The organism is Micromonospora sp. DT46 (genome assembly GCF_049841735.1).
Taxonomy (GTDB): Bacteria; Actinomycetota; Actinomycetes; order Mycobacteriales; family Micromonosporaceae; genus Micromonospora; species Micromonospora reichwaldensis.
The window spans coordinates 286,721-307,782 of sequence record NZ_JBNCKW010000010.1 but is presented as its reverse complement, the minus strand read 5'-3'; the positions used below and the strand labels follow the sequence as shown (position 1 = coordinate 307,782).

Sequence of the window (21,062 nt, the reverse complement as noted above, 5' to 3'; positions counted from 1 at the left end):
GCGGCAACCCCGCCCGGGGCACCGTCGGGCTGGGGCACGATGGGGAGAAACGGAAAGGTCGTGACCATGAGCCACGAGACACCGGCGGCGGAGCGTCCGCTGACCACCGCACTCGCGGAGGCCGCCGCGACGGCCGGGCACGCCCCGTCGGTGCACAACAGCCAACCGTGGCGGTGGCGGGTGCTGCCGGACGCGCTGGAGCTGCGGGTGGTCCGCGATCCGAAGCTGACGGCGACCGACCCGGAGGGCCGCCTGCTGGCGTACAGCTGCGGGGCGGCGCTGCACCACGCGCGGGTCGCGCTGACCGCGGAGGGCTGGACCGCCGTCGTGGAGCGGATGCCCGACCCGGCCGACGAGGACCTGCTGGCCCGGCTGACCGGAATGGCCCGCGCGGAGGCCGACCCGGAGGCCATGCGCCTGGTGCAGTGCATGCAGGTGCGGCACACCGACCGGCGCCCGGTCAGCGAGGAGCCGGTGCCGACCGCCGCTCTCGGGGAGATCGCCTCGGCGGTCGCCGCCGAGGGCTGCCAGCTCCAGTTCCTCGACCGCGACAACGTCCTGGAGCTGGCCGCGGTCGCCAGCCGCGCCGCCTCGGTCGAGGCGGAGGATTCGCAGCTGCGCGAGGAGTTGGAGTACTGGACCAGCCGGGCCGGCACCGGCACCGGCCTGCCGCCGGAGGTGCTGCCCGCGGAGGCGCCGCAGACCACCGTGCCGGCGCGCGACTTCGGCCGCCCCGGCACCCTGCCGGTCGGTCCCGGGCACGACCGGGCCGCCGTGTACGGGCTGCTCTACGGCGACGAGGACGAGCCGGACAGCTGGCTGCGCGCCGGCGAGGCGCTTTCGGCCGCCTGGCTGACCGCCACCCGGCTCGGGATCTCCGTGGTGCCGCTGAGCGGGGTCGTGGAGGTCGCGGGCACCCGGCAGACGCTGCGCGGGCTGCTGGCCGGCCTCGGCTACCCGTACCTCGTGATCCGGCTGGGGCTCGCGGACCCGGCGCACGCGGGCCCGCCGCACACCCCGCGCATGGAGGCCGCGCAGGTGGTCGACACCTCGGCGGTCCGCTCCCCCGACGCGTAGGGCGGCAGGACCACGGCCACCGGGCGGCTACCATCGCCCGGTGGCCGCCAGCGAACCGAGTCCCCGCCCCGAACCGCACGTGACCCCCTCGCTGGGGCTCAGCCCGCTGTCCCGGGTACGGCTCGACGAGCTGCTCCAGGAGATGCTGGACCGGGTCGGCGAGGTGGTGACCAGCCGGGAGCGGCTGCGCGCCCTGCTCGACGCGGTGGTCGGCATCGGCACCGACCTGGACCTGCGCAGCACCCTGCAACGGATCGTGGAGTCGGCCTGCGAGCTGGTCGGCGCCCGCTACGGCGCGCTCGGTGTGATCGGCCACGACCGCCTGCTGCACGACTTCATCACCTACGGCATCGACGCGGAGCTGCACGCCAGGATCGGTGACCTGCCCCACGGGCGGGGCGTGCTCGGCCTGCTCATCGACGACCCCCGCCCGCTGCGGATGCCCGACATCACCCGGCACCCGAAGTCCTACGGGTTCCCGCCGCACCACCCGCCGATGCACAGCTTCCTCGGCGTTCCCGTGCGCATCCGCGACCATGTCTTCGGCAACCTCTACCTGGCCGAGAAGCAGGGCGGCACGCAGTTCACCGAGGACGACGAGGAGATCGTCGTCGCGCTCGCCGCCGCCGCCGGCGTGGCGATCGAGAACGCCCGCCTCTACGCGCTGGCCCACCGCCGGGAACGCTGGCTCGCGGCGACCGCCGAGATCACCACCGTGCTGCTGGGCGAGGTGCGCCGTACCGACGCGTTGACGCTGGTGGCGCGGCGCGCCCGCGAGGTCGCCGAGGCGGAGGTCGCCCTCGTGCTGCTCTACGACCCCGACGGCGAGAAGTTCACCGTCGAGGTGGTCGACGGGGCCGACGAGCAGGCCGGGGCCCTGGTCGGCACCGCGCTGCCGGCGGCCGAGACGAGTTTCGCCGCCGCCGTCATCGAGGGCCGGCACGACCAGGTGGCGGACCTGGCCCACGCCGCGCCCTGGCCGGCGCTGCTGCGCACCGGCCCGGCGATGATCGCGCCGCTGGCCACCGCCGACACCCTGCACGGGGTGCTGGTGATCGCGCACCGGCCCGACCGGGCGCCCGTCGCCAACGACGACGACATGGCCCTGCTGGGCAGCTTCGCCGGGCAGGCCGCGCTGGCCCTGGAGCGGGCCCGCGGGCAGGAGGAACGGGAGCTGCTGGTGGTCCTGGAGGACCGCGAGCGCATCGCCCGCGACCTGCACGACGTCGTCATCCAGCGCCTCTTCGCCACCGGCCTGCAGTTGCAGAGCGCCGCCCCGATGACGACGAAGCCGGAGGTCGCCCGGCGGATCAACGCGGCGGTCGACGACCTGGACGCCACGATCAAGGACATCCGCCGCACCATCTTCGAGCTGCGCACCCCGATGAGCGCGGCGCTGCGCACCGAGATCCGGGAGGCGATCGAGGTGGCCGCCGAGTCGCTGGGCCACCGGCCCCGCCTTGAGCTGAGCGGGCCGATCGACAGCGCCGTCCCCGACGCGGTCCGCCCCGACCTCACCGCCGTGCTGCGGGAGGCGCTCTCCAACGCCGTACGGCACGCGCAGGCCGACCGCGTGACCGTGGCGGTGCGGGTCGACGCAGGCCGGGTGACCGTGACCGTCACCGACGACGGGGTGGGCTGCGACCCGGCCGCCGCGCGGGGCGGCCTGGTCAACCTGCGCGAGCGCGCCGAGCGCCACGACGGCGAGTTCGTGGTACGCCGGGCGGTGCCCCGGGGCACCGAGGTGTGCTGGTCGGTGCCGCTGCGCGACTGAGTCCGCAGGCGGTGCCGCTGGGCGGCTGGCCCGCAGGCGTCAGTGGGACTTGCCGAGGAGGCGGGTGGCGAGGACGGCCGCCTGGGTGCGGCGCTCCAGGCCCAGCTTGGCCAGCACGCTCGAGACGTAGTTCTTCACGGTCTTCTCGGCCAGGAACATCTTCCCGGCGATCTCCCGGTTGGTGAGGCCCTCGGCCACGTACTCCAGGATCCGCCGCTCCTGCTCGGTGAGCGACTTCAGCTCGCGCGGCTGCTCGACGCCGCTGCGGATGCGCTCCAGCACCCGGGTGGTGATCGCCGGGTCGAGCAGCGACTGCCCGGCCGCCACCCGCCGCACCGCGTCGACCAGGTCGGTGCCGCGGATCTGCTTCAGCACGTAGCCGGACGCGCCGGCCATGATCGCCGCGAAGAGCGCCTCGTCGTCCTCGTACGAGGTGAGGATCAGGCCCTTGATCGAGGAGTCCACGGCCCGGACGTCCCGGCACACGTCGATGCCGTTGCCGTCGGGCAGCCGCGCGTCGAGGATCGCCACGTCCGGCCGCAGCGCCGGGATACGCCGGGCCGCCTCCTGGGCGAGGCCGGACTCGCCGACCACCTCGATGTCCCCGCTGCTTTCCAGCAGGTCGGCCAGGCCACGGCGGACGACCTCGTGGTCGTCGAGCAGGAACACGCGGATCATCCCTCGTTTCTACCCGCTTCCCACCGCTTCCCGCACGGGCCGAAGGTCCCGAACCGGCAACAGGTCCCCGGCCGGCGGCAGTGCAGGTCGGGGCCGAAGTCCCGCACGTGCGGCGGGGCCGGTCGGGCCCGGCGGGACGGGACGTCCGGCCCTGCCCGGGCCACGCCCCGGTGACGCACCGTGGAGACGTACCACCCGCCGGCGCACGATCTGCCACGGAAGGAGCACGACCATGGACACCCGCTTCACCGTCGAGCAGCTACGGGCCGCCGCCACCGACGCCGTACGCGCCCCGTCGCTGCACAACACCCAGCCGTGGCGGTTCCGGCTGCGCGACGGCGGCATCGAGGTGCTGGTCGACCCGGACCGGCGGCTGCCGGCCACCGACCCCACCGGCTGGGGCGTGCGGATCGCCTGCGGGGCGGCGCTGTTCAACCTACGGCTCGCCCTGGCCGTTGCCGGCACCCCGGCGACGGTGCGGCTGCGCCCCTACCCGGCCGAGCCGGACGTGGTGGCCCGGCTGGTGCCGGACGTGCCGCGCCGCCCCACCCCCGCCGAGCAGGCCCTGCACGCCGCCATCTCCCGCCGGTTCAGCAACCGCGCGCCGTTCTGGCCCGACCCGGTGCCCGCCGACGCCCGCTGGCGCCTCGCCGAGGCGGCCCGCGCCGAGCAGTGCTGGCTGGAACTGGTGGTCGGCGTCAGCGCGGTGAACGCGTTCGGCGAACTCGCCCGCAGCTCCCACCGGGTGCTGGAGCGGAGCCCCCAGTACCGGGCCGAACGCCAGGAGTGGGTACGCTCCGCGCCCGCCCCGGACGGCATCCCGGCCGCGTCCGGCGGTCCGCAGGGTGAGCCGCAGGACCTGCTGCCGTCGCGGGGCTTCGGCGGCCTCGACCGGGCGCCCGGGCGGGACTTCGAACCCGAGCCGCTGGTGGCGGTGCTCGGCTCGCCCGGCAACACGGCCGTCGACCAGGTCGTCGCCGGGCAGGCGTTGCAGCGGGTACTGCTGACCGCTACGGACTCGGGGCTGGCGGCGTCGATGCTGTCCCAGCCGATCGAGGTGCCGTCGGCGCGCGAGCAGCTGCGGCTGTCGCTGGGGCGCTTCGGCACGCCGCAGATGGTGCTGCGCGTCGGCTACGGCCAGCCGGGCTGGCCGACCCCACGCCGCGACGTGAACGAGGTGCTCGACCTGCCTGTTTCCCAAGTCTGAACAAACACGGTGCCAGACTCCGGCTCGACAGCACGCTTGTGCGCCGGTCCCCGCCGGGCTGACCGACAGGGCTTGAAGACGCCTGTTCAAGCTGGCATGTGCGGTGGTCGACCGGGTCTGCCGCAACGTCAGTGGCTCCATCCGGCCGCTGGCATTCGGGACGCGGAACGGGCAGGGCCGCGCGGATTCGGTAACGCCCGCCTGCGAGCATGCCGCGCATGACCGAACGACCGGAGGCGCAGTACTGCCCGCGCCGGGAGGCAGTTGATCTGTAAGGGGGCACACCGGGGCCGGAGGCGGGCGCACCCGCCACCAGCCCCGGGGGCGTGACTACCGGTAGCTCCAGACCACCGGCCGGGCCTTGTAGATCGCCGCCCCGGAGAGGTAGCGGTTGCCGACGTAGGAACCGTTCAGCCGATACAGCCAGACGTTGCCGTTACCGTAGGTGCCGTCGCCGTTCGCGCCGCTGACCTTGGTGGTGACGACCAGTCCGCCTGAGTGGTTACCGACACTCTTAATCTTGCTTGTGTCGATGTACCCGGGTGCCCGTTGGAATCGGTTGCGGTTGATGTCGTACCGGTAGACGTGGCTGGTGTTGCTCATCCACAGGTTGGCGGAGGTGCCGTAGACCGGTGACAGGTCATGCACGTTCCCGGTGACCTTCCGGCAGGCGGCGTTGGTGAGTTTGGGAGCGGTGGCCGCGCCGCTCACCTTGTAGCTGCACAGCCGGGTGCCGCCGGCGGCCCAGAGGCGCTTGATGGCGCTGTCCCAGTAGACGGCGTGGGCCTTGGCGAACGCCTTCGTGGCGGCCGGGCTGGTCCGGCCCTTGCCGTAGAGGGTGAGCTTGCCGGGGTCGGAGGAGGCGACCACGACAGCGCCGTTGGGCAGCAACTCGATGGCGTGCGGGTTGCCGCCCGGCGTGACCTGGTAGCGCACCTTGCGGGTGGCGTAGTCGACGATCCCGGCCCGGCCGCCCGAAGCGGCCACCAGGACCACGTACCGCGAGCCCTGCTTGCGGAACTTGACGTCGGAAAGGTTCTTCCAGCCGCTACCGGCGGGTCGCTTCCACGACCACTGGGCCGAACCCGCCGTCCACCGACTGACGCCGGCGCTGAAGATCCTGACCCCGTACCGCTGGTCGACCACCGCGACCCGGTCGCTGGCAGCCTGTGCGCCGGTCGGCGCGACCAGCACTCCCGCCATGCCCACCGTCGCCGCGCCGAGGGTTGCGCCGATCGCGCGCCACCGCCGTCGCGTCCTGTCTGTAGATCGCATCATCGCCATGCACCCTTCCCTTTGACGAGCCCGTCGGGGGGCGTTGACGGGTGCGGCCGACGGAATACCGGCCCGCACCCAACGACTCATGGTGTTCGAAGATATGCGTTCGGTAACGAGCTGGCAGTGGTTGCGTCGGATGGGCGACGGGCGTTGGCGGACCGGGCTTTCCTCCCGTGTTGAGGCCGCTTCAGCAGTCCGCCGCAGAGAGCAGCGCCGCCTCCCGGTCGGGGTCGAGCCCGACGGGGGCGCGCTGCGGTCGGCCCGCCCGAGGCGGGACAGTGCCCACCTCCCGCAGCCAAGCCCAGGTGTCGGCGACCGTCTCGGCCACCGGGCGGCAGGTCAGCCCGGCCGCGTACGCGCGCTCGACGCCGCGCTCCTGCACCCAGCGGTACTCGTGCCCGGCCGGGACCCAGATCGGCAGGTCGTTCCACGGCTCCACGCCGGCGGCCAGAATCGGCCCCGGGTCGGTCCAGCGCAGCCGGGCGTCGGCGCCGGTGGCCGCGACGCAGGCGTCGAGCAGCTCCCCCATCGTCGCGTGCCCGGGGCGGCTCACCGCGTTGAACGTCCCGCCCGGGCCCGCCGCGCCCAGGTCCAGCATCCAGCCCGCCAGGTCCCGCACGTCGACGTACTGCACCGGCAGGTCGACCGGGCCCGGCGCCAGCACGTCCCCGCCCCGCGCGATGCGCGTCAGCCACCAGGGCAGCCGGCCGATGTCCTCCCCCGGCCCGAGGATCAACCCGGCCCGGGCGATCAGCGCCCGCTCGCCGAACGTCTCCCGCACAGCCCGCTCGGCGCCGGCCTTGTTGGCCGGGTAGCCGCCCTCGTCGGCGTCCGGCTCCGCGTCCACCACCGGAGCGTCCTCGCCCACCCCGGTTGCGACGGGCCGCGCGTAGACGGAGCCGCTGGAGACGTAGACGTACCGGCCGACCCGGTCGACCAGCGCGCGGGCGGCGTCGCGCGCCGCGCGGGGCGCGCCGTCCCAGGTGTCGACCACCAGGTCCCACTCGCCGTCCGCGAGCGCCGCCAGGCCGCCGGGCGCGGTCCGGTCACCCCGCAACCGGTGTACGCCCTCCGGCGTCGCGCCGTGCAGCCCCCGGTTGAACACGGTCACCGCCCAACCCCGCCGTACGCCCTCGGCGACCGTCGCGCCGCCCACGAATCCCGTTCCGCCCAGCACCAGCAGCCTCATGCGCTCCACTGTGCCCGTTCCGGGCAGCGCCCCGGTCCCGTGTTCACGGTCAGCGGATCTGCCCACGGCAGAACCCCGGCCGGACAACACCGATCCGAAGTGGACGGCGGACGACAGGGCAGGACCGCCCACGGCGTCCCGTCGGGAACCCGACACGTCCTCCCTCGCCGCGCCGTCATTCCGTAGCGTTCCGGGTGCTTTCGGATTGGGTCTGGGGGAGGCACGGGTGTCCGAGGTCGTCGTTGAGGTCAGTTTCACGCCGCTGCCGGAGGACGACGATTTCGTCCTCGACCAGCTGACTGACGAGCTCGTGGAGGACCTGGGCGACATCGGCGAGGTGCGGCGGCTCGAGTCGCCCGCCGATCCTGACAGCAAGGGCGTCGGTGAGGTGGTGCTGGCCACCGTGGCCGTGGTCGCCGGCGCCGACCCTGGCTACGCGCAGGCACTCGTGGACCTGGTGGTGGGCTTCCTCAACCGCAACCAGGGTCGCCGGGCACACCTGAGGATCGGTGCCGTCGAGCTGACCATCGACCAGGCGACCAAGGCGGAGACCACCCAGCTGATCGACCTCGTCCGTGACGCGATCGAGCATTCCCGCTGATGGGTCGGCATGCCCTGGTGCTCGGCACGGCGACCTATGACGCCGCCTCGAAGCTCACCGCGCTGCCCGGCGTCCGGCAGGACGTCGAACAGTTGAGGACCGTGCTGGACAGCGACGGCGACTTCGACAGCGTCGACGCCCACGTCGACCTGCCCGCAGCGCGCATGAAGCAGGTCGTCGAGGAGTTCTACGGCGCTCGGCGCACCGGTGATCTCGCTCTCTTCTACTACTCCGGCCACGGCATCCAGCACGACGACCGGCAGTCCCTCTTCTTCGGCACCATCGACACCGAGACAACTCTCCTGCACACCACGGCGTTCGATGTCGAGGGCGTCCTCCGGCACATGCTCAACCACACCAAGGCCAGCCAGAAGGTGGTCCTGCTGGACTGCTGCTTCTCGGGCTCGTTCACCGCCCGGCACCGGTTCAGCGGCGGCGTACGGCAGGAGCCCCGGCGTCTCAAGCGCGAGCGTGGCACGTTCATGCTCCAGTCGAGCAGCCATCTGAAGGCGTCGAAGGCGCAGGGCCCGGACCGGCCCTCGGTCTTCACCGAGGTCCTGCTCACCGGTCTCCGCGGTGCGGCTCGGGCGACCGCGGAGGACGGCTGGCTCACCGCGAGCGACCTCTCCCGGTACGCGATGACCGAGATGTCGCGTCGCCGGGAGGAGAAGCCGGTCGAGTCGAGCGAAGGTGTCACCGACCCGATCCCGCTGGTCGCGGGGTCGGACGAACGGCCACAGCGGAGCCCGGGCGTACGGAGAGACGAGCCGGACGACGCACCCTTCGACGCCGAGCGGTGGCGTCGTCTGCTCAACTACCACGTCGCCTGCCTGCAACGCTCCGCCGTCCTGCAGTTCTTCGTCAACCCGGCGAACAAGGACTCTTACCTCGCTGCGCCCGCAGGCCGGGAGGTCATGCTCTCGGCCACCGAGCCGGTGCCACTCAAGGAGCGCGGCCAGCGGCTGGCCGGGTTGGCCGAGGCTGGTGGCCGCTCCCTGCAGTACGGCTACCCGATCGTGGCGTTGCCGCAGAAGGGCACCCAGCAGGTACGACTGGCACCCCTGCTCGTCTCGGACCTGACCGTGGGAGACGACGGGTTGGCGCACCCGGCGCCGCCGCAGCCCAGTCCAGCCCTGATCGACCATTTCCAGCTGGCTGCGGTCGAGGCGGACGAACTGCGGCAGGCAGTGGCCGAACGACTCGTCCCCGGCGAGCACAAGTCCCTCGCCGAGGTAGCCGATCTGGTGGCGAACACGTTCGGGCTGAAGCCGGTGTCCGCCCTCGACCCGGAGAATCTGGTCGGGATGGTCAACCGCGGGCCCGTCAATCGGGTGCAGAACGCCGGAATGCTGTTCGCCGCGGGCAGCGCGGAGTCCCCCGAGCGACAGCTGATCGAGGACCTGCAGGACATCGTCAAGAACGCGGGGAAGATCGCATCGACCGCACTCGGTACGTTGTCGAGCGATGTCGTGGCCGGGACGGATGCGCAGGATGCCGACGTCCTGACGGTGGCGTTGAGTTCGGTCAACGAGACTCAGGAGGACATCATCCGGGCGGCCATGAGCCGACCCCTGACTGTCGCGCAGGGGCCACCCGGCACCGGCAAGAGCCAACTGGTGACCGCATTGCTGGCGACCGCCACGGCCGCCGGGCAGAGCGTGCTGATCGGCTCGACCAACAACCGGGCTGTCGATGAGGTCGTCGAGCGGGTCACCGGCATGGTCGGCCCGGGACTGGTGCTGCGTACCGGGAACAAGGAGTACCGGCAGCAGGAGCCGCAGTACCTCGCCGAGGTGATGCAGGCATGGCCACCGCCGGTGCCGGAGGCCGACGGGCCGTTCAACGAGTTACGACTCGTGGCGCAGGAGATCAAGCGGTTACGCGAGGATCTCGACGAGCGTCGCCGGCTTGAACGGGATCTCGCCGACCTCGCCTTCGAACGGGACCGCTCACTCGCCGACGCCGACGACGCCTTCCTGGCCAAGCTGGTCGACCGCACCGATCGAGCACTGACAAGTCGATGGTTCGGGTGGTGGTATCGCAGGCGACTGCGGTCCCGAGGCGTGTTCGGCCGGGATGCGATCACCGCCCTCGGTGAACAGGCGGTCATCGAGCAGTGCTGGCGCGAGCGACGCCAACGACTCCAGTCCCGGCCGGGCACCGCCGAAGAAGTCTGGAAGCGGCTACGGACTCTGCAACACGACACCAGACCCGAGCACAGCGACCAGCTACTGCGTGCGCAGATCGCCGCCCGGGTGGCCGGCAACACGACCCTGCTCCGCAACCGCGCCGACGAGATGGCCAAGCCGGAAGCAAGAAGCTGGGCCTACATGAGCGAGCTTCTCGCCGCGCTACCGGGCTGGGCGGTCACCGCGATGTCGGCCCGCCGGCTGCTGCCCAGAGCAGGGCTGTTCGACCTGGTGATCATCGACGAAGCCGCCCAGTGCACCGTCGCTGCCGTCCTGCCGATGCTCTACCGGGCGAAACGCGCCCTGATCATCGGCGACCCGCGGCAGCTCACACCGGTCGTCGAGCTCTCCGACACAGACGACCGGGGCGAGCAGGCCCGCGCCGGGCTCGGACACGAGTGGCTGACCAGCCGGCGGCTCACCCACCGGAACCACTCGGCGTACGAAGCCTTCGCGACCGCGGCGGGAAGCACCATCCTGCTCGACGAGCACTACCGCTGCCACCCGGAGATCATCGACGCACCGAACCGGGTCGTCTACCAGAACCGGCTGACGGTTCTCACCGACCCGGCTCGGCTGGCCGCACCGGCCGAGTCCGCCACCCGCTGGGTGGACGTGTCCGGCCGCTTCACCCGAGGCGCCACAGGTTCCGGCCGCAACGCCGACGAGGTTGACGCGGTGGTGGGCGAGGTCCAGCGGCTGCGCAAGGAGTACCCAGGCGTCCCGATCGGCGTGGTGACGCCACTGGCCGAGCAGCAGCGGATCCTGGACCGGGCGCTCCGGGACGCCGGCCTCGCCGACGACCTGCGGTGCGCGACCATCCACAAGTTTCAGGGCAGCGAGAAGGACATCATGGTCGTCTCGCCCGTCGGCGCGCACGGCATCAGCGAGCGCACCCGTGGCTGGCTCGTCGAGCAGACGAACCTGTGGAACGTGGCGATCACCCGCGCCAGGTCCCAGCTGATCGTCGTGGGCGACCGTTCGTGGTGGTCCGGGCAACGCGGACTGCTGGCCGATCTCGCCAGCCCGCCCGCGCCGGCGGCCACGGGCGCCGGCGTCGACGCGCGACCGGTCGACCAACTGATCGCCGGCCTACGTGACGCCGGGCTGACGGTGCGTTGGGGTACGCCACTGCCGGGTTACCCGGTCGACCTCACGCTCAGCCTTCGCGACAAGAGCCTGGCGGTGCTGGTCGACGATCCCGAGGGCGATCCGGACGGAAAGCCGCTACGGCGGATCCTGAGCAGGCTCGACATCATTGCCGCGGCCGCGGAGGTCAGGCGGGTACCGGCCTGGCGCTGTCTCGCCGAACCGGAACGGGTGGTGCAGGAACTGCGCGACGCAGTCGAGGGAGGCACGCGCAAGGACGACGCCTGATCACCGTTCCACTTCGCCGCCAGGCAGGGCACCCGGATACGCCGGTACAGATTTCCGCGCCATCGCCGTTCAGCAGGGAAGACAAGCTGGTGGGCGATACTGGGTTTGAACCAGTGACCTCTTCCGTGTCAAGGAAGCGCGCTCCCACTGCGCCAATCGCCCGGGGGTGACCGCCCGATCCGGCAGGCCGGATCACAAGGGGCGGATCGCGAGCGGACGACGGGATTCGAACCCGCGACCCTCACCTTGGCAAGGTGATGCGCTACCAGCTGCGCTACGTCCGCGTGCCGCCGGTGTTCGTCGGCGACGGGGGAAACTCTACCCGACGCCAAGATCGCCTGACACTCCGCCCCGCCGACGGCCGGACCGGGCGATGATTGCGCTGGTAAACCACGGGGTACTGGGGCCATCGACAGCACACCACATCCCCTGACCAAGGAGGCTGTCGTGGGTATCGGCACCAGCATCTTCCTGATCGCGCTCGGCGCGATCCTCACCTTCGCGCTCGACGCGAGCCTCGGTGGCATCAACCTCGACGTCGTCGGGTGGATCCTGATGGCCGCCGGCGTGCTCGGCCTCATCATGACCACGCTCATCTGGGGACGTCGCCGCCAGGTGGTCAGCACGACCGAGCCGGTCGAGTACCGGCGGGTCGAGGAGCGCCGGGACGTCGCCCCGCCGCTCTGACGCCGGTCCACGCGGCCGCCGGAGCTGAACGGTCGCGCAACGCACCGCCGACGTGCCGGTCACCCGGAGCAGGGTGGCCGGCACGTCGCGTCCGCCGGCCATACGACCAGCCCCGGCGCCCGACAGACGAACGGCGGACGGCGGGCACGGCAAGCGGCGGGCACGGCGAGCGCCGATGATGCCGCCGTATCGACGCTGTCGAACTGATGTCACAGACGACTCAACCGCGACGGGTCACCTCCGCGAGCCGCCCCTGCCTCCGAACCGAAGCCGTCGCCTGCCAGCGCCGGCGGTGATGTCGCAGGTGGTGCGCATGGACCCTGCTCGCCGCCGTGATCGCCCGGGCGATGATGTCGTAGACGACTCACCTCGACAGGCACACTGACGAGGCATCGCCCGGCCACCGGTGACCCGAGGACCTGGCTCACCCGACTCACCCGGGTTCACTCTCAAGCCAGGGCCACGAGGCACCGCCCGTCCCCGGCGAACTGACCCGCCGGTCCGCCGCCGGTGGCCGCGGGCCCACCCCGCCATGGCCGTCGGCGTTGGTCGCAGTCATGACAGCTCGGCCCAGGTGGGAACCGACGAAGGCCCGTCACCATTCGGTGACGGGCCTTCGTGTTGGTGGGCGATACTGGGTTTGAACCAGTGACCTCTTCCGTGTCAAGGAAGCGCGCTCCCACTGCGCCAATCGCCCTCGTTTGTTACCGAGGTGGGGACGGGATTTGAACCCGCGTACACGGCTTTGCAGGCCGTTGCCTCGCCTCTCGGCCACCCCACCGAGGTTGCCCCCGTCATGCGTGGCGGCAGCTCCGAGCGGACGACGGGATTCGAACCCGCGACCCTCACCTTGGCAAGGTGATGCGCTACCAGCTGCGCTACGTCCGCACGTCTCCGGCGTTAACCGGTGACGGGTGAGAACTTTAGCCGAGCGGGCGAGCGGTTGCCAAATCGGGGTGGCTCCCGGCGAGTCGGGTGGGACTGGCCCGCCATGCACCTGCGGCGGAAGGGTGACGTCCCGCCCCCCACCTAGGCTTCCTAGGAGGATGGGCCGGACTCGTCCGGCCGTCCGCAGCCCATGGCGGCCTGCGGCCGGGATCCGCCCCGGAAACTGTCTGGATTCCGACTCTGGCGGGCAGAACGGACCGTGATCCGTAACTGCCCGTGTTCGATTGGATGGGCTACGGTAACGGCGTGACGAGACGTGCGGCGGAGATCCGCCTGGATGCCCTGCTGCGCACGGCCTGTGACGTGATCGTGGAACGCGGTCTGGCCAACACCCGCACGGCCGACGTGGCACAGGCCGCCGGGGTGAGCCAGGCGCTGGTCTTCTACCACTTCGCCACGAAGGACCGGCTGCTCGCGCAGGCGTTCGCGTACGCGGTGGAGCAGGATCTGGCCCGCCTGGACGCGGTGATGCGTTCCAGCGCCCCGCCCCTGACCAAGCTCCGCCGGATCGTCCGGCTCTACACGCCGGCGGGCCGGGCGACCTCCTGGGCCATGTGGATCGACGGCTGGGCGGAGTCGCTGCGTACCCCGGAGTTGGAGAAGGTCTCCCGCCGGCTCGACCTGCGCTGGCGCGAGGACCTGGCGACGGTCATCTCGGACGGGGTCCGCGACGGCACCTTCGAGTGCGCCGACCCGTCCGGGGCGGCGTGGCGGATCAGCGCGGTGGTGGACGGGCTGGCGGTGCAGCTCGCGGTGCACGACCGGGTGATCTCCCGCCGGCAGTTCACCGAGTGGGTGCGCCTGCTCACCGCCCGCGAGCTGGGGCTGGACCCGGCGCAGCTGGACTGAGCCGGCGCCGCCCCAGCGCGTCCAGGACCGCCTCGTGCAGCGGGGTGCGGGGTGAGCGCCGTGGTGGACGCGTCGGCGGCCGGGGTCTCGACCGGGACCGGCCGGGCGCGAACGCGCTCCGTCCGCCCGCGAAGCCGGCAAAACGGCTCGGCTCCCCGAGGCAGCCGGAACAATCGTCGGCATGGACCCGCTGGAGACGTACCGCCGCAGCCTGGCCGAGTTCACCGACCGGGTGGCGCAGGTCGGCCCCGACCAGTGGTCGGACCCGACCCCGTGCCCCGACTGGGACGTCCGGACGCTGGTCAACCACGTGGTGGGCGAGGACCGGTGGAGCGTCGCGCTGCTCGCGGGGCGGACGATCGAGCAGGTCGGCGACCGCTACGACGGCGACGTGCTCGGCCCGGACCCGGCCGGCACGGCCCGGGAGGCGGCGGGGCAGGCCGAGCTGGCCTTCACCCACCCGGGGGCGTTGGAGCGCACCGTCGGGCTCTCCTCCGGCGAGACCCCCGCCGACGAGTACCTGCACCAACTGACCGCGGAGCACCTGATCCACGGCTGGGACCTCGCCGTGGCGATCGGCGCGGACCCCCGGCTGGACGCCGACGCGGTCGCCGCGTGCGCGCAGTGGTTCGCTCAGCGGATCGGCGACTACCAGCGGGGCCGACTGGTCCGGCCGGAGGTCGACGTGCCGGCGCGGGCGGACGAGCAGGACCGCCTCGTCGCCGCCTTCGGCCGCGACCCCGACTGGGCACCGTGAGGGACCCGACCGGACGAGGCGTGAGTTGCGCAGCGGGCCGGGACGCGAATCCCGGTCGTCAGGCGGCCGCCGGGCCACGTCGACGGCGCTTCTGCAGCCGGCGCAGGGCCGGCGGGTGGACGTTGGCCAGCGTCAGGTCCCCGCCGTAGTGGGCGAGCACCCGGTGGTCCATCAGCCGGCGCCACACCGGCGGCGCCAGCGCGGCCAGCACCATCGTGGCGTAGCCGGCGGGCAGCTGCGGGGAGGACTCGAAGGTGCGCAGCGTCTGGTAGCGGCGCAGCGGGTTGGCGTGGTGGTCGCTGTGCCGCTGGAGCTGGAAGAGGAAGATGTTGGTCACGCTGCGGTCGCTGTTCCAGCTGTGCCGGGGGTCGACCTTCTCGTAGCGCCCGGCGGGGGTGCGCTGCCGCGCGAGCCCGTAGTGCTCCAGGTAGTTGACCACCTCGAGCAGGGAGAACCCGACCACCGCCTGGAGCGCCAGGAACGGCAGTACGCGCGGGCCGAGGGCGACGGTCAGCGCCGCGTAGAGCGCGAGGGTCATCGCGAACGCGTTCAGCACGTCGTTGCGCCACGTCCACGGGCTGCGGCCCCGCAGGCGGAACCGGGCGGCCTCCAGCCGCCACGCCGAGCGCAGGCTGCCTGAGACGGTACGCGGCCAGAACGCCCAGAAGCTCTCCCCCAGCCGGGCGCTGGCCGGGTCCTCCGGTGTGGCGACGCGGGTGTGGTGGCCCCGGTTGTGCTCGACGTGGAAGTGCCCGTACGCGGCCGGCGCGAGGGCCACCTTGGACAGCCAGCGCTCCACCGTCTCCCGCTTGTGGCCCAGCTCGTGGGCGGTGTTGATGGCGATGCCGTCGACCACACCCATCGTGGCGACCAGGCCGGCCGCCCCGGCCACCGTCAGGTCGCCCCGGGCCCAGACCGCGCAGCAGAGCACCAGGCCGGCGTACTGGGCGGGCAGGTAGAGGTAGGTCAACCAGCGGTAGTAACCGTCGGCGGCCAGCCGGGCCACCGCCTCGTCGGGCGGGTTGCGCCGGTCCTCGCCGACCAGCAGGTCGACCACCGGGATCAGGACGAACACGGCGGCGGGGGTGAGCCACCAGGCCCAGGCGTCGCCGGTGGCCCGCCAGGTCGCCCAGCCGACGAACGGCAGCGTCGGGACGAGCAGCGCCAGCGGCCACCAGGGCCGGCGGGTGTCCCGCCAGCCGGCGGCGTTGGCGGGCGCTGTGGGGTCGAGGGCCATGGCCGGCCTCCGCTCTGTCGCGGTCCTCCCTCGACTGTGACAGCCGTCACGTCTGTGTACAAGGGACTGTTTTTGTCGAACCCAGCGCGGGGAGGGGCGCGCCGCTCCGGCATCCGCGAGGGCTCCCGCGACGCGCCGGGCCGCCTTGAGTAGGCGCGGCCCTTGTCCCCACCCAGGCAGGCTGATATCCACAGATGCGCATGCGTAACCGCGCTGCGCGGGCCGGCGGAGGGCCGGCCACCCCGCTCCCACGAGGAGGTCCCGTGGCACAACCGGAGTGGACACCCTGGATGAGTCGGCGTCGACGCCGACTCATCCCCGTCCTGGCGGCGACCGCGGTGGCGGCCGCGCTGCTGCCCACCGGACCCACCGCAGCCGCCCCCGCCGGCGGCGCCTCCGCCGAGCGGCGCTCCGGCCCGTTCGCCGAGGGGCAGCACCAGCACGCCGACGTCGACAACCGCCCCGGTACCGCCGCCCCCGACGCGCGGCAGCGGGGCCTGGCGCGCAGGGCCGACCCGGACGCCCGCTGGAACCGGCTCGGCACCCCGCACGCGCTCGGCCCCGGCAGCGCGCCCCTCGCCACCGGCCTGCCCGCCGAGCCGGAGGCGGCCGCCCGCGCGTACCTCACCGGGCACCAGGACCTCTTCGGGCTGGACGCCGCGGCGGTCGACGCGATGGACCGGGTGCTGGTCCGCCCGGTCGGCGCCGGCGCGGTCGTCACCCTCCGGCAGCGCTTCGGCGACCTGCCGGCCGGGCACGACGGCCTGGTCACCGTCGCGGTCGCCAGCGGCAAGGTCCTCGCGGTCAGCTCCTCGCTGTCCCGGGACACCGACGCGCCGGCGCCGGCCACCCTCACCGACGAGCAGGCGTACGCGGCGGCGCGCGCCGACGCCGGCCTGACCGCCGAGGCGGTACGCAGCCACAGCGTCCGCGCCGTCGCCGTGCCCACCCCGCTCGACGGGCCCCGCGCCGCCTACGAGGTGACCCTGATCGGCGCCGACACCGACCACCCGGCGGCGTTCACCACCTACGTCGACGGGATCACCGGGCAGGTGCTGGTCCGCGAGGACCTCGTCGACTTCGACTCGGACAACCCGAGCTGGGCGGTCTTCCCGGCCACCCCGCCGCGCGACCTCGGCCCCGGGCAGGATCCCCGGGTGCGCTGGTGCGGCGACCCCGCGCCGGGCTGCCAGGCGGCCTTCCGCGATCCGGCGACCGGCCAGCCGTGGGACGTCGACGCGGCCACCGGCACGCCGACCGGCACCGCCCGCGGCAACTCCGCCAACACCGTGCTGTCCTGGGGCGGCGGCACGCCGGCCGTACCGGCCACGCCCAGCCCGGAGCGCCGCTACGAGTACCCGTTCACCGACCAGTGGCACCAGGCCCGCTGCAACCCGGAGGTGTTCACCTCGGCGCAGCGCAACGACGGCGACGCCGCGATCGCCAACCTGTTCGCCATGCACAACCGGATGCACGACTGGGCCTGGCACCTCGGCTTCACCGAGGCCACCTGGAACCTCCAGGCGGTGAACCTGACCCCGCAGGGCCTGGGCGGCGACGCCGAGCAGGGCCGCGCCCAGCAGGGTGCGCTCAGCGGCAACCGGAACAACGCCAACCAGGGCACGCCGCGTGACGGCCTGCCGCCGACCACCAACATGTACCTGTGGCAGCCGCAGGCCGGCGGGCCGTACCCGCCCTGCGTGGACGGCGACTACGACATGACGGTGATCGGGCACGAGTACACCCACGCCATCACCAACCGCATGATCGCCGGCCCGGACAGCGGCATCAGCGGGCACCAGGGCGGCTCGATGGGCGAGTCGTGGAGCGACCTGCTCGCCGCCGAGTACCTGTTCCAGCACGGGCTGCGCGCCCCCGGCGAGACGCCCTACGTCACCGGCGGCTACGTCACCGGCAACCTGGTCAGCGGCATCCGCAACCACGACTTCAGCCGCAGCCCGCTGAACTACTCCGACGTCGGCTACAACACCGGCGGTCCCGCCGTGCACGCCGACGGCGAGATCTGGAGCGCCACCAACTTCCGGGTGCGCGCCGCGATGATGAAGCGCTACGGCGTCGGCACCCCGCAGCGGCAGCTCGACTGCGCGCGCGGCAAGGTGGCGGTGGAGCAGTGCCCGGGCAACCGGCGCTGGTCGCAGCTGGTCTTCGACTCGTTCCTGCTCCAGGCCGCCAGCCAGGTGAACATGCTCGACATGCGGGACAACATGCTCACCGCCGACCTGCTGCGCTTCGGCGGCGCCAACCAGGACCTGCTCTGGGCGGAGTTCGCCCGCTCCGGGATGGGCCGCGACGCCGCCACCAACGGCGCCGCCGACACGGACCCGACGCCGAGCTTCGCCGCTCCGGGCGCCGACAACGCCGTGCTCACCCTGCGGCCGAAGGGCGACAGCGCCGACGCGCCGATCCGGGTGTACGTCGGGGCGTACGAGGCGCGGGCGGTGCCCGTGGCCGACACCGACCCGGCCACCGCCCTGCCGGACACCGTCGAGCTGGTGCCCGGCACATACCAGCTGCTCGCCGTCGCGCCCGGCTTCGGCCACCAGCGGCTGACCGTGGTCGCCAAGGCCGGCAAGGAGGGGTACGTCGACCTGCGGATGAGCCGGAACCTGGCGTCCACGGCGTCCGGCGCGACGGTCACCGGCGACGGGGTCAACCTGGACCGCATCGCCGACGACACCGAGGCCACCAACTGGGCCTCCCTGGACGGGGTCGCCGGGCGGCAGGTGACCGTGGCGCTGCCCGGGGACGCGCCGCAGGTCGTGAAGCGGGTGAACGTCAGCGCCATGCTGCGCCCGGCGATCGCCGGCGACGCCGACGCGGGCGGCCAGAACGCGCTCAGCGCGCTGCGCTCGTTCGCGGTGTCGGCGTGCAACGCGAAGACGACCGACTGCGCGGATCCGGCGAACTGGCGGCGGATCCACACCAGCGCGCCCGACGCGTTCCCGGGCGGGGCGTACCGGGCGTACGTGCCGGACATCAACCTGCGCGAGTTCGCGGTGCCGACCACGCTGGCCACGCACCTGCGGTTGGAGGTGCTCGCCAGCCAGTGCACCGGCGGCCCGGCCTACGCCGGTGAGCAGGACGACGACCCGGCGACCACCACCGACTGCGCGACGGCCAGCCCGGCCCGTACGCAGGTGCGCATCGCCGAGTTCCAGGCGTTCTCGAAGTGACCGCCCGTCGGGGCCGGTCGGCGTGCCGGCCGGCCCCGACGGACCACCTCCGGCCGTCGACCCGGGCGGACCGCCGCCGGGCACGCGTACCCGTGACTCCGCCGGACCACCGCCGGACAGTCGTACCTGTGGCCCTCGGTCAGCGGCGGGCGGCCCGCCACCGTCCGGGCGCGACGGGCCGTTCCCAGCGCCGGTCCGGCCCGACGTCGTCGTCCGCGCCGGCCGCCCGGGTCAGGTGACGCAGCCGCAGCAGCAGGCCGAGGCCGAGCGAGAGCAGCAGCCCACCGAGCAGGAACGCGGCCTGCACGGCCCCGAAACCGCTGGCCCCCGCCACCGGCCGCCCCGTGCCGGCCGCCGGCAGCGCCCCGTCGGTCACCGGCCCGTCGGTCGCCAAGTCGTCGGTCACCGGCTCGTCAGCCGCCGGCTCGTCGGTGGCGGGCGCAGCCCCCGGCTCCGCCGCTCCCCCGGACTCCCCGGCCGGTCCGGTCGTGTCCGTCGGGGCGGGGCGAGGCTCCGGCTCCTCGGGCGCGGCCGTCCGGGTGGTCGCCCCGACCACCGACCGCGTCGCCGTCTGTCGGGACAGCAGCCGCAGGTTCGCGTCGTACGCCTCCGCCGCGAGAGTGATCCGCCCCCGGGTGACGTCACCGGCGAAGGCCAACCGGTAGCGGGCGGTGACCGTACGCCCGGGGCAGAGCGTGCCCGGGTCGAGCCGGCGGTCGGTCAGCCGGGCCACCTCCCCGTCGGCGCGGATGTCCAGCGGGAACGAGCCGGTCTCCTCGACCCGGTCCACCCTGACCTGGTCGAGCCGCATCCCGCGCACCCGCAGCACCATCGACCAGCGGACCTTTACGCAGCCGCCGTCGTCGCGGGAGACCACGGCGGAGACGGTCTCCACCCGGCCCCCGGCGGTGAACTCGTCCGGCAGGCCGCTCAGTTCGGTGGCGAAGGCCGCCTGCGCGGGCGCGGGCAGACCCGCCCCGGTCAGGCAGCCGAGCACCACCCCGGCCCGTAGCGCGTACCGCCACCTGGTCGCCACCGTTCCCACCTCCCGTCGGTCGCCGCCAACCCGCAACGCTGCCAGCGCCGCCGGCCAGCCGGTAGACGGGCGTGTTCGCACCGATCGCCAACCGCGGGGGCCGATTTCACCGACGGTGGTGAACCGGTCACCCCCTCCCCGCGACACGCCCGGCCCCGACGACCGCGCGGCGGCAACCGGCCGAGGGGTGACCGCGCGGCGGCGACCGGCTTGCGGCGGCCGGTCGGGGCGGCCCTCGATTAGCCGCCGATCGGGGGCGATCCGGGGTGGCGCCGGTCGGCGGGTCCGGGTGGCGGGGGACAATCGCCGGCGTGTCCGACCTTTCCGCCGCCTTCGTCCGCCTGCACGCCAGTCTCTCCCCGGTCGCCTTCGTTCCCGAGGTGCGGCTGCACCAGGCGGACGACGCCATCGGCCTGTGGGAGCTGACGGAGGGCGAGTTCCGCAGCGCGCAGCCGCCGCCGTTCTGGGCCTTCGCCTGGGCCGGCGGGCAGGCGCTGGCCCGGTACGTCACCGACCACCCGGAGCTGGTCGCCGGCCGCCGGGTGCTGGACCTCGCCGCGGGCTCCGGCCTGGTCGCCATCGCCGCCGCGCGGGCCGGCGCCGCCGCCGTGCGCGCTGTGGAGATCGACGAGCTGGCCGTCGCGGCCGTCGCGGTCAACGCCGAGGCCAACGGGGTACGCGTCGACGCCGAACTCGGCGACGTCCTCGACGGCGACGCCGGTGGGGCCGAGGTGGTGCTCGCCGGGGACGTGTTCTACAGCCAGGCGATGGCCAACCGGGTGCTGCGCTTCCTGCTCCGGGCCGCCCGCGCCGGGGCCCGGGTGCTGGTCGGCGACCCCGGCCGGGCCTTCCTGCCCCACGACCGCTTCGACGAACTGGCCGTCTACGACGTGCCGGTGCCCGAGACGCTGGAGAGCGTACGGGTGAAGCGCACCACGGTGTGGCAGTTGCGGGCGGGGCTGCCGGGGGCGGGCCGCTAGCGTG

The 21,062-nt window shown here is 73.4% G+C and carries 15 protein-coding genes and 5 tRNA genes; 10 read left to right on the top strand and 10 right to left on the bottom strand.

What is annotated here, in order from left to right:
- Positions 1–66 precede the first annotated feature (66 nt).
- Entirely contained in the window at positions 67–1,077 is a 1,011-nt protein-coding gene (locus ACLQ20_RS26990) for an Acg family FMN-binding oxidoreductase (RefSeq protein WP_358116811.1), read from the top strand.
- A 142-nt stretch (positions 1,078–1,219) separates the two neighbouring features.
- On the top strand, positions 1,220–2,851 hold the full coding sequence (locus ACLQ20_RS26985) for a sensor histidine kinase (RefSeq protein ID WP_225852405.1): 1,632 nt from the start codon (positions 1,220–1,222) through the stop codon (positions 2,849–2,851).
- 39 nt (positions 2,852–2,890) lie between these two features.
- On the opposite strand, the gene ACLQ20_RS26980 is transcribed toward ACLQ20_RS26985, so the two are convergent.
- Positions 2,891–3,529 carry a response regulator gene (locus ACLQ20_RS26980; protein ID WP_132233210.1) on the bottom strand — a complete coding sequence of 213 codons (639 nt, stop codon included), beginning with the start codon at positions 3,527–3,529 and terminating at the stop codon, positions 2,891–2,893.
- 232 nt (positions 3,530–3,761) lie between these two features.
- Here ACLQ20_RS26980 and ACLQ20_RS26975 point away from each other — a divergent pair, with 232 nt between their 5' ends.
- Complete coding sequence (locus ACLQ20_RS26975) at positions 3,762–4,736, top strand: Acg family FMN-binding oxidoreductase (protein ID WP_425858001.1); 975 nt, start codon at positions 3,762–3,764, stop codon at positions 4,734–4,736.
- A 330-nt stretch (positions 4,737–5,066) separates the two neighbouring features.
- On the opposite strand, the gene ACLQ20_RS26970 is transcribed toward ACLQ20_RS26975, so the two are convergent.
- Complete coding sequence (locus tag ACLQ20_RS26970) at positions 5,067–6,014, bottom strand: DUF6528 family protein (RefSeq protein WP_358116814.1); 948 nt, start codon at positions 6,012–6,014, stop codon at positions 5,067–5,069.
- Positions 6,015–6,201: 187 nt separating this feature from the next.
- Complete coding sequence (locus tag ACLQ20_RS26965) at positions 6,202–7,203, bottom strand: NAD-dependent epimerase/dehydratase family protein (RefSeq protein WP_358116817.1); 1,002 nt, start codon at positions 7,201–7,203, stop codon at positions 6,202–6,204.
- Between the two features lie 226 nt (positions 7,204–7,429).
- Here ACLQ20_RS26965 and ACLQ20_RS26960 point away from each other — a divergent pair, with 226 nt between their 5' ends.
- The gene (locus ACLQ20_RS26960; RefSeq protein WP_151455796.1) at positions 7,430–7,804 is read left to right on the top strand and encodes a hypothetical protein; all 375 of its coding nucleotides are present in this window, start codon (positions 7,430–7,432) and stop codon (positions 7,802–7,804) included.
- A complete protein-coding gene (locus ACLQ20_RS26955; protein WP_425858000.1) occupies positions 7,804–11,370 on the top strand; it encodes an AAA domain-containing protein in 3,567 nt (1,188 codons plus the stop codon). The genes ACLQ20_RS26960 and ACLQ20_RS26955 overlap by 1 nt, the downstream gene beginning before the upstream one ends.
- A gap of 87 nt (positions 11,371–11,457) precedes the next feature.
- Here the strand turns inward: ACLQ20_RS26955 and ACLQ20_RS26950 are convergent.
- Both ACLQ20_RS26950 and ACLQ20_RS26945 read right to left on the bottom strand, forming a co-directional pair.
- A tRNA-Val gene (locus ACLQ20_RS26950) sits at positions 11,458–11,532 on the bottom strand.
- Between the two features lie 49 nt (positions 11,533–11,581).
- A tRNA-Gly gene (locus tag ACLQ20_RS26945) sits at positions 11,582–11,654 on the bottom strand.
- Positions 11,655–11,817: 163 nt separating this feature from the next.
- Between ACLQ20_RS26945 and ACLQ20_RS26940 the strand changes: the two genes are divergently transcribed.
- Positions 11,818–12,057, top strand: a complete 240-nt coding sequence (locus tag ACLQ20_RS26940) for a DUF6458 family protein (RefSeq protein ID WP_091620076.1) — start codon at positions 11,818–11,820, stop codon at positions 12,055–12,057.
- A gap of 622 nt (positions 12,058–12,679) precedes the next feature.
- Here the strand turns inward: ACLQ20_RS26940 and ACLQ20_RS26935 are convergent.
- The 3 genes from ACLQ20_RS26935 to ACLQ20_RS26925 all read right to left on the bottom strand — a co-directional run bounded on the left by ACLQ20_RS26935 (position 12,680) and on the right by ACLQ20_RS26925 (position 12,945).
- Positions 12,680–12,754: transfer RNA gene (locus tag ACLQ20_RS26935), tRNA-Val, on the bottom strand.
- Between the two features lie 13 nt (positions 12,755–12,767).
- A tRNA-Cys gene (locus tag ACLQ20_RS26930) sits at positions 12,768–12,838 on the bottom strand.
- 34 nt (positions 12,839–12,872) lie between these two features.
- A tRNA-Gly gene (locus ACLQ20_RS26925) sits at positions 12,873–12,945 on the bottom strand.
- A gap of 306 nt (positions 12,946–13,251) precedes the next feature.
- Between ACLQ20_RS26925 and ACLQ20_RS26920 the strand changes: the two genes are divergently transcribed.
- Positions 13,252–13,854, top strand: a complete 603-nt coding sequence (locus tag ACLQ20_RS26920; protein ID WP_151455794.1) for a TetR/AcrR family transcriptional regulator — start codon at positions 13,252–13,254, stop codon at positions 13,852–13,854.
- A 181-nt stretch (positions 13,855–14,035) separates the two neighbouring features.
- On the top strand, positions 14,036–14,611 hold the full coding sequence (locus tag ACLQ20_RS26915; RefSeq protein WP_425857999.1) for a TIGR03086 family metal-binding protein: 576 nt from the start codon (positions 14,036–14,038) through the stop codon (positions 14,609–14,611).
- Positions 14,612–14,669: 58 nt separating this feature from the next.
- Here ACLQ20_RS26915 and ACLQ20_RS26910 read toward each other — a convergent pair whose 3' ends face one another.
- Positions 14,670–15,848 (bottom strand): alkane 1-monooxygenase, encoded by a 1,179-nt coding sequence (locus tag ACLQ20_RS26910; RefSeq protein ID WP_327030932.1) that lies wholly within the window; start codon positions 15,846–15,848, stop codon positions 14,670–14,672.
- Positions 15,849–16,138: 290 nt separating this feature from the next.
- On the opposite strand from ACLQ20_RS26910, the gene ACLQ20_RS26905 reads away from it, so the two are divergent.
- Positions 16,139–19,042, top strand: a complete 2,904-nt coding sequence (locus ACLQ20_RS26905; protein WP_425857998.1) for a M36 family metallopeptidase — start codon at positions 16,139–16,141, stop codon at positions 19,040–19,042.
- Between the two features lie 139 nt (positions 19,043–19,181).
- On the opposite strand, the gene ACLQ20_RS26900 is transcribed toward ACLQ20_RS26905, so the two are convergent.
- Positions 19,182–20,078, bottom strand: a complete 897-nt coding sequence (locus ACLQ20_RS26900; protein ID WP_151455790.1) for a hypothetical protein — start codon at positions 20,076–20,078, stop codon at positions 19,182–19,184.
- Between the two features lie 311 nt (positions 20,079–20,389).
- Here ACLQ20_RS26900 and ACLQ20_RS26895 point away from each other — a divergent pair, with 311 nt between their 5' ends.
- Positions 20,390–21,058, top strand: coding sequence for a class I SAM-dependent methyltransferase (locus tag ACLQ20_RS26895; protein WP_132233190.1), 669 nt, complete (start codon positions 20,390–20,392; stop codon positions 21,056–21,058).
- Positions 21,059–21,062: the final 4 nt, after the last annotated feature.

Excerpts from the sequence above, each read along its gene's own strand:
- ACLQ20_RS26990 (WP_358116811.1), top strand. The coding sequence starts at position 67 with ATGAGCCACGAGACACCGGCGGCGGAGCGTCCGCTGACCACCGCACTC.
- ACLQ20_RS26985 (WP_225852405.1), top strand. The coding sequence starts at position 1,220 with ATGCTGGACCGGGTCGGCGAGGTGGTGACCAGCCGGGAGCGGCTGCGC.
- ACLQ20_RS26980 (WP_132233210.1), bottom strand. The coding sequence starts at position 3,529 with ATGATCCGCGTGTTCCTGCTCGACGACCACGAGGTCGTCCGCCGTGGC.
- ACLQ20_RS26975 (WP_425858001.1), top strand. The coding sequence starts at position 3,762 with ATGGACACCCGCTTCACCGTCGAGCAGCTACGGGCCGCCGCCACCGAC.
- ACLQ20_RS26970 (WP_358116814.1), bottom strand. The coding sequence starts at position 6,014 with ATGATGCGATCTACAGACAGGACGCGACGGCGGTGGCGCGCGATCGGC.
- ACLQ20_RS26965 (WP_358116817.1), bottom strand. The coding sequence starts at position 7,203 with ATGAGGCTGCTGGTGCTGGGCGGAACGGGATTCGTGGGCGGCGCGACG.
- ACLQ20_RS26955 (WP_425858000.1), top strand. The coding sequence starts at position 7,804 with ATGGGTCGGCATGCCCTGGTGCTCGGCACGGCGACCTATGACGCCGCC.
- ACLQ20_RS26915 (WP_425857999.1), top strand. The coding sequence starts at position 14,036 with ATGGACCCGCTGGAGACGTACCGCCGCAGCCTGGCCGAGTTCACCGAC.
- ACLQ20_RS26910 (WP_327030932.1), bottom strand. The coding sequence starts at position 15,848 with ATGGCCCTCGACCCCACAGCGCCCGCCAACGCCGCCGGCTGGCGGGAC.
- ACLQ20_RS26905 (WP_425857998.1), top strand. The coding sequence starts at position 16,139 with ATGAGTCGGCGTCGACGCCGACTCATCCCCGTCCTGGCGGCGACCGCG.